The organism is Pseudomonas wayambapalatensis, from assembly GCF_049942315.1.
GTDB classification, from domain to species: Bacteria; Pseudomonadota; Gammaproteobacteria; order Pseudomonadales; family Pseudomonadaceae; genus Aquipseudomonas; species Aquipseudomonas wayambapalatensis.
This window is the reverse complement of the sequence record NZ_JBNFMU010000118.1, coordinates 1-7435: the sequence shown is the minus strand read 5'-3', so window position 1 is coordinate 7435 and position 7435 is coordinate 1. Positions and strand designations below refer to the sequence as shown.

Annotated in this window: 5 protein-coding genes and 1 pseudogene; all 6 read left to right on the top strand. The window is 65.9% G+C overall.

Annotated elements, in window-relative coordinates:
* Window positions 1-66 precede the first annotated feature (66 nt).
* The 6 genes and pseudogenes from ACPZMI_RS06220 (at window position 67) to ydcS (ending at window position 7252) form a co-directional block, all read left to right on the top strand.
* Window positions 67-1590 (top strand): MFS transporter, encoded by a 1524-nt coding sequence (locus tag ACPZMI_RS06220; RefSeq protein WP_426351879.1) that lies wholly within the window; start codon window positions 67-69, stop codon window positions 1588-1590.
* Between the two features lie 95 nt (window positions 1591-1685).
* Window positions 1686-2222: pseudogene (locus ACPZMI_RS06215) on the top strand (MCP four helix bundle domain-containing protein); the annotation flags it as partial.
* Between the two features lie 66 nt (window positions 2223-2288).
* Window positions 2289-3350 carry a methyl-accepting chemotaxis protein gene (locus ACPZMI_RS06210; protein WP_426351880.1) on the top strand — a complete coding sequence of 354 codons (1062 nt, stop codon included), beginning with the start codon at window positions 2289-2291 and terminating at the stop codon, window positions 3348-3350.
* Window positions 3351-3522: 172 nt separating this feature from the next.
* Window positions 3523-4434, top strand: a complete 912-nt coding sequence (locus ACPZMI_RS06205) for a LysR family transcriptional regulator (protein WP_426351878.1) — start codon at window positions 3523-3525, stop codon at window positions 4432-4434.
* A gap of 131 nt (window positions 4435-4565) precedes the next feature.
* Window positions 4566-6023 carry a gamma-aminobutyraldehyde dehydrogenase gene (locus tag ACPZMI_RS06200; RefSeq protein WP_426351877.1) on the top strand — a complete coding sequence of 486 codons (1458 nt, stop codon included), beginning with the start codon at window positions 4566-4568 and terminating at the stop codon, window positions 6021-6023.
* 83 nt (window positions 6024-6106) lie between these two features.
* Entirely contained in the window at window positions 6107-7252 is a 1146-nt protein-coding gene (gene ydcS, locus ACPZMI_RS06195) for a putative ABC transporter substrate-binding protein YdcS (RefSeq protein WP_186670359.1), read from the top strand.
* The last annotated feature ends 183 nt before the right edge of the window (window positions 7253-7435 follow it).

The following is a 7435-nucleotide window of genomic DNA, read 5'->3' as shown; positions in this document are numbered from 1 at the left end:
CACCTGTGGGAGCGGGCTTGTCCCGCGATGAGGCCCTGAAGATCACCCCCCTTCGGGAGCCTCACCATGTCATCCGCCCGCTTCACCCTGTTCACCGCCTCGGCGGTGTGCGCGCTGATCATCCTCGACACCAATATCGTCGCAGTCAGCCTGCCCAGCATCGCCCGCGACCTGTCCGGTTCGTTCGCCGACATCGAATGGGTGGTCAGCGCCTACCTGCTGGCCTTCGCCGCCGCCCTGCTACCGGCCGGCAGCCTGGCCGACCGCTTTGGCCGGCGGCGCATGCTGCAACTGGGCCTGGGGGTGTTCGGCCTGGCCTCGCTCGCCTGCGGCGCCGCGCCGACACTGATGTTTCTCGACCTCGCCCGGGCCGCCAAGGGCCTTGGTGCGGCGCTGCTGCTCACCGCCGCGCTGGCGGCCATCGGTCACCGTTTCCATGAGCCCGAGGAGCGCCTGCGCGCCTGGGCGTTCTGGGGCGCGTGCATGGGCGCGACCATCACCTTCGCACCGCTGCTTGGCGGCCTGATCGCCAGCACCCTGGGCTGGCGCTGGATCTTCTACATCAACCTGCCGCTGGTAGTGGTGCTGGCGGTGATGGTCCGGCGCAGCGTCGAGGAATCGCGCGACAGCGCCGCTGCCCGCCTGGATCCGTTCGGCAGCCTGACCTTCGCGGGTGCGCTGGGCTACCTGATCTGGGCGCTGATCGATGCCAACCGCGTCGGCTGGGACAGCGCGCCCACCCTCGGTCGCCTGGTGATCGCGGCGTTCCTGTTCTTCCTCTTCGTGCTGGTCGAACGCAACCAGTCGCGGCCGATGATCGACCTGCAACTGATGCGCAGCGGGCGCTTCATCGGCGCTCTGCTCGGCATGTTCGCCTATGCCGCCTGCGCCCAGGTGATGATGACCTTGCTGCCGCTGTACCTGCAGAACGGCCTGCAGCTCCCGGCGCTGGCTGCAGGCGCAGGCATGCTGCCGTTCGCCTTGGCGATGCTGCTGACACCCCGCCTGGGCATGCGCCTGTCGGCGCGGCTCGGCTCGGCGCGGATCTTCGCCCTCGGCCTGTTGCTGGTGGGGGTGGGCAACCTGCTGTGCGCCGTGGCCGCCGCCCATGGCGGTTATGCCGCCTTCGCCCTGGCCAGCCTGGTGCTTGGTGCCGGGGCTGGGCTGCTCAATGGCGATACGCAGAAGAACATCATGGCCTGCGTACCGCGCGAGCGCACCGGCATGGCCTCGGGGTTGAGCACCACCACACGCTTCGGCGCGATCGTGCTGGCCATCGGTGTGCTGGGCGGGATCCTGGCCAGCCGCAGTGGGCAGTTGCTGCGTGAGGCGGTGGCGGGGGTGGCGCCGGGGCAACTGGACAAGGTCGGCGACATGGCGACCCGGGTCGCGGCGGGCGATCTGTCGGCGGCGCTGGCGGTGGTCGATCCGGGCCTGCGCGACACCCTGGCGCCGCTGGCGCGCCAGGCCTTCGTCGGCGGTTTCGAAGCGGTGCTGACCAGTGCGGGCGTGGCGGCGCTGGTGTTCGCCGTGGTGGTCGGGCTTCTGCTGAACCGACCACTCCCCGTGCCAGTCACGCAGCCGGTCTGATGATTTAATTTCATGGTCGCTATCAATCAACGCGATTAGAAGGCTTCACATTCTCTGGGTATAAAGCATGCAAAAAATGATGGCAAAAAGCTTTTATGCACTCGGGGGAGGACACCATGTTCAGAGATATCAGCATCACCATGAGGCTGGCGCTGGGGTTTGCATTGGTCGTTGGGTTGATGCTGGTCATCACCGCCATCGGCGTGCACCGGGTGGGCGGGATCGACGCGCTGCTCACCGAGGTCAGCGGCAACACCACGGTCAAGCAGCGCTATGCGATCAACCTGCGCGGCAGCGTGCATGACCGCGCCATCGCCATCCGCGATGCCGTGCTGACCCACGATGACGGCCAGCTTTCGGGCTTCCTCCAGGACATCAAGCGCCTGGACGACTTCTACCAGACCTCTGCAGTGCCGCTGGCCAAGATGCTCGGCGAGCCCCAGGCCGGCGCCGACGAGCAACGCCTGCAGCAGCAGATCCAGGCTATCGAGCGTACCGCCCAGGCCGCCACCGCACAGCTGCTGGAACTGCGCCACAAGGGTGACTTCGAGCAGGCCCAGGCGCTGTTGCTGGCCCAGGTCGCGCCGGCATACAAGGAATGGCTGCGCAGCATCAACGCCTTCATCGACCTGCAGGAAAAGGATGTGGTGCGCGACATCGGCATCGTGCGTGACAGCGCTTCGGGCTTTGCCGGGTTGATGCTCTGGGCGGCGGCCATGGCTGCACTGCTCAGCGTCGGCGCCTCGCTGCTGATCATCCGCAGCATTCGCTCGACCCTGGGCGCCGAGCCCGAAGAAGTGGCGCAATTGCTGCGTGGCCTGGCCCGTGGCGAGATCGACCAGAGTGTGCGCAGCCAGCACCCGGACAGCGTGATGGGCGCACTGGGCACCACCAACCGTCACCTCACCGAGATCATCGCCCAGGTCAATCAGGTGGCGACCGACCTGGTCGCTTCGTCCAGCCGCATGAGCCAGGGTGCTGCCGCCAACCAAGGGCGCATGCAGCAGCAGAGCGACGATACCCAGCACATGGCCAGCGCCGTGTCTCAGCTGGTGGCCGCCATCAACGAGATCGCCGGTTACGCCGCTGCAGCCGCACGGGCCTCCGAGGCGGCCGACCAGGAGGTGGACGCTGGCAAGACCGTGGTCGAAGGCACCGCCAGCTCCATGCACGAACTGGCCCAGGTACTGGAGTCGGCCACCGAGGCGGTGTTGCAGGTCGCCTCTGACAGCCAGGCCATCGAGAGCATCATCGAGGTGATCAACTCCATCGCCGAGCGCACCAACCTGCTGGCGCTCAATGCCGCGATCGAGGCCGCACGTGCCGGCGAGTTCGGCCGGGGCTTCGCGGTGGTCGCCGACGAGGTGCGCTCGCTGGCCAACCGCACCCAGGAGTCGACGCGCGAGATTCGCGGCATGATCGGCAAGCTGCAGGAGGGAGCCGGCAAGACTGCACAGATCGTCGGCGACAGCCGCGAACTGGCGCAGGACACGGTGGAACGTACCCAGGTCGCGCAGCGTTCGTTGAACGAGATCCGTCGCGAGGTGGCAGCGATCAGCCAGATGAACAATCAGATCGCCGCGGCGTCGTCGCAGCAGGATGTGGCGGCGAGCATGCTCAGCCAGGACATCAATCGCATCCACGCCTCCTCGCGTGATGCCCATGCAGGTTCGACGCGCCTGGCCGGAGACAGCCAGGAACTGCTGGAACTGGCGGATGCGCTGGGCAGCCGGATGGGCTTCTTCAAGACTGCCGGGTAGTTCCGTCAGGCCTGGCCTCTTCGTGGGTAAACCCGCTCCTACAGGGATTGCTGTGTGAGCGGGTTTACCCGAGAAAAGGCCAACACCGCCCTCAACCCTGTTCGATAAAAAAGAACGCTCACCCACCCCTTCGATAAACCATACTGCGGAAAAAACAACAGGTCTTTTCCGCATGATGACCCTGCGCCAGATCCGCCACTTCATCGCCGTTGCCGAAACCGGCTCGATCTCCGCCGCCGCGCAGGCGGTGTTCATCTCCCAGTCGACCCTCACCCAGGCGATCCAGCAACTGGAAGACGAAATCGGCGTGACCCTGTTCACCCGCCACGCCAAAGGCATGAGCCTGACCCACCAGGGGCACCAGTTCCTGCGCCAGGCGCACCTGATCCTGGCCACTGTGGAAAACGCCAAGCGCAGCCTGCAGCAGAGCACCGACCAGGTCGATGGCCTGCTCACCATCGGCGTCACCAGCCTGGTCGCCGGCTATTACCTGGCCGACCTGATCACCCGCTTCCAGCACGCCTACCCCAACGTACAAACCCGCGTGGTGGAGGACGAGCGCCCCTACATCGAGCACCTGTTGGTGGCCGGCGAGATCGATGTCGGCGTGCTGATCCTGTCCAACCTCGAAGATCGCCACGCCCTGCAGACCGAAGTGCTCACCCACTCTCCGCACCGCCTGTGGCTGCCGCCACGCCATCGGCTGCTCGAACGCGACAGCATCAGCCTGGCCGATGTGGCGGGTGAGCCGCTGATCCAGCTCAACGCCGATGAAATGGGCCTGCACACCCAGCGCATCTGGAGTCGTGCGGGGCTTACGCCCAAGGTCACCTTGCGCACCGCGTCGGTGGAGGCGGTGCGCAGCCTGGTGGCGGCGGGGCTCGGGCTGTCGATCCAGGCCGACATGACCTACCGCCCCTGGTCGCTCGAAGGCGACATCATCGAAGCCCGCCCGCTGGCCGACCTCAACGAGACCCTCGACGTGGGCCTGGCCTGGCGCCGGGGCACGGCGCGCACGCCGCTGGTGGACCCGTTCCTGACATTGGCCAGGGGGCAGGGCAGCCAGCGCAAGGTATCGATTTAACCGAACGAGACTTTCAATATTTAGAATTTGTGAAGCTGGCTGTCGGGCCCTAGTCTCGTTTCAAGTGGACGCGCCCGACCCACCGCGGAGGCGCCATGCACGACGACACGAAAAAAAGAAGAAGTCCGAAAATGCCCACCAGTCTTCCGCTGTACAGCGCGCAGTTGATCGATGGCCACCTGGTTGCCGGGGAAGGGCTGGTCGAGCCCATCGTCAACCCAGCGACCGGCGAGTTGCTGCTGAATGTCGGCGAGGCTTCCCTCGAACAGCTTGAGCGCGCGGTACAGGCGGCCCAGCGCGCTTTTGCCGGCTGGTCGCGCACCACCCCTGCGCAACGCGCCGCCACCTTGCTGGCCATCGCCGACGCCATCGACGCCAATGCCGACCTGCTTGCCCGTCTCGAGGCACTGAACTGCGGCAAGCCCCTGCACCTGGCGCGCCAGGACGATATTCCCGCCACTGCCGATGTGTTCCGCTTCTTTGCCGGTGCCGTGCGCTGCCAGCAGGGCCAACTCACTGGCGAGTACGTCGCCGGGCACACCAGCATGGTGCGCCGCGACCCGGTGGGTGTCGTCGCATCGATTGCGCCGTGGAACTACCCACTCATGATGGCCGCCTGGAAGATCGCCCCGGCCCTGGCCGCAGGCAACACCTTGGTGTTCAAACCCTCCGAACACACGCCGCTGTCGATCCTGGCGCTGGCGCCGATGCTGGCCGATATCCTGCCGGCGGGCGTGCTGAACATCGTCTGCGGTGGCGGCGAGGCGGTCGGCAGCCATCTGGTCGGCCATCCCAAGGTGCGCATGGTGTCGCTGACCGGCGATATCGTCACCGGCCAGAAGATCCTGCAGGCCGCTTCACGCACGCTCAAGCGCACCCATCTGGAACTCGGCGGCAAGGCTCCGGTGATCGTCTGCGACGATGCCGACCTGGAGGCCGTGGTGCAGGGCATTCGCACCCATGGTTACTACAACGCCGGGCAAGACTGCACCGCCGCCTGCCGCATCTATGCCCAGGCCGGCATCCACGACCGGCTGGTGGCTGCGCTGGGCGATGCGGTGGGCAATATCCGCTTTGCCCGTAAGAAAGACGTCGACAACGAGATCGGCCCGCTGATCAGCGCCCGCCAGCGCGACCGCGTGGCCAGCTTCGTCGAGCGCGCCCTGGGCCAGCCACACATCGAGCGGGTGACCGGTGCCGCGGTGCATTCGGGCCCCGGCTTCTACTACCAGCCGACGCTGCTCGCCGGCTGCCGCCAGCAGGACGAAATCGTCCAGCGCGAAGTGTTCGGGCCGGTGGTCACCGTGACCCGCTTCGAACAGTTGTCCCAGGCGCTGGACTGGGCCAACGACTCCGAATACGGCCTGGCCTCTTCGGTGTGGACGCAGAACCTCGACAAGGCCTTCCAGATGGCCAACCGCCTGCAATACGGCTGCACCTGGATCAACACCCATTTCATGCTGGCCAGCGAGATGCCCCATGGCGGGCTCAAGCGCTCCGGCTATGGCAAGGACCTGTCCAGCGACTCGCTGCAGGACTACAGCGTGGTGCGCCACATCATGGCGCGTCACGGCGAGCTGCTCGACTGACACAAGAATCCGCTGGCGCCGCCAGGGACGTTGTTCGCTTGATACTGCCCCGACAATAGAAAGAACAATTTGGGAGATGAACGATGTACAAGACAGCGTTGCTCAGCGGGCTCGCCACCGCGCTCCTGGCCAGTGGCAGCCTCCAGGCCGCCGAAGCCCTGAAGGAAGTCGGCAAGGGCGAGGGCCAGCTCGATATCGTCGCCTGGCCGGGTTATATCGAACGTGGCGAGTCGGACAAGGCCTATGACTGGGTCAGCAAGTTCGAGCAAGACACAGGCTGCAAGGTCAACGTCAAGACCGCTGCCACCTCCGACGAGATGGTCAGCCTGATGGCCAAGGGTGGCTACGACCTGGTCACCGCGTCGGGGGATGCCTCGCTGCGATTGATCTACGGCAAGCGTGTACAGCCGATCGATCCGAAGCTGATCCCCAACTGGAAGAACCTCGACCCGCGCCTGCACGACGCGCCGTGGTACACCGTCGATGGCAAGACCTACGGCACCCCCTACCAGTGGGGCCCGAACCTGCTGATGTACAGCACCAAGGTGTTCCCCACCGCACCAGACAGCTGGAAAGCCGTATTCGAGGCCGAGAACCTGCCCGACGGCAAGCCGAACAAGGGCCGTGTGCAGGCCTACGACGGCCCGATCTACATCGCCGACGCCGCGCTCTACCTCAAGGCGACCCAGCCGGCGCTGGGCATCAGCGATCCGTACCAGCTCGACGAGAAGCAGTACGCCGCCGTGCTCGACCTGCTGCGCAAGCAACACGCCTTGATTCACCGCTACTGGCACGACACCACGGTGCAGATGAGCGACTTCAAGAACGAAGGCGTCGCCGCCTCCAGCGCCTGGCCGTACCAGGCCAACGCGCTCAAGGCCGAGGGCCAGCCGATCGCCACGGTGTTCCCGAAGGAGGGCGTCACCGGGTGGGCCGACACCACCATGCTGCATGTCGATGCCAAGCACCCCAACTGCGCCTACAAGTGGATGGACTGGTCGCTGCAGGCCAAGGTGCAGGGCGATGTGGCGGCCTGGTTCGGCTCGTTGCCGGCGGTGCCGCAGGGCTGCAAGGCCAGCGAGTTGCTCGGCGCCGAGGGTTGCAAGACCAATGGCTTCGACCAGTTCGACAAGATCGCCTTCTGGAAGACCCCGCAGGCCGAGGGTGGCAAGTTCGTGCCCTATAGCCGCTGGACCCAGGACTACATCGCGATCATGGGCGGGCGCTAGGTCAGGTTGCTGTGAGAGCTGACTTTGTGGGAGCAGTCCACTTTGTGGGAGCGGGCTTGCCCGCGAACACCGGCAAAGCCGGTGTTCGCGGGCAAGCCCGCTCCCACAAAGTGGACTGCTCCCACAAAGTCAGCTCTCACAGCAACCTGACCTAGCGCCCGCCCATGATCGCGATGTAGTCCT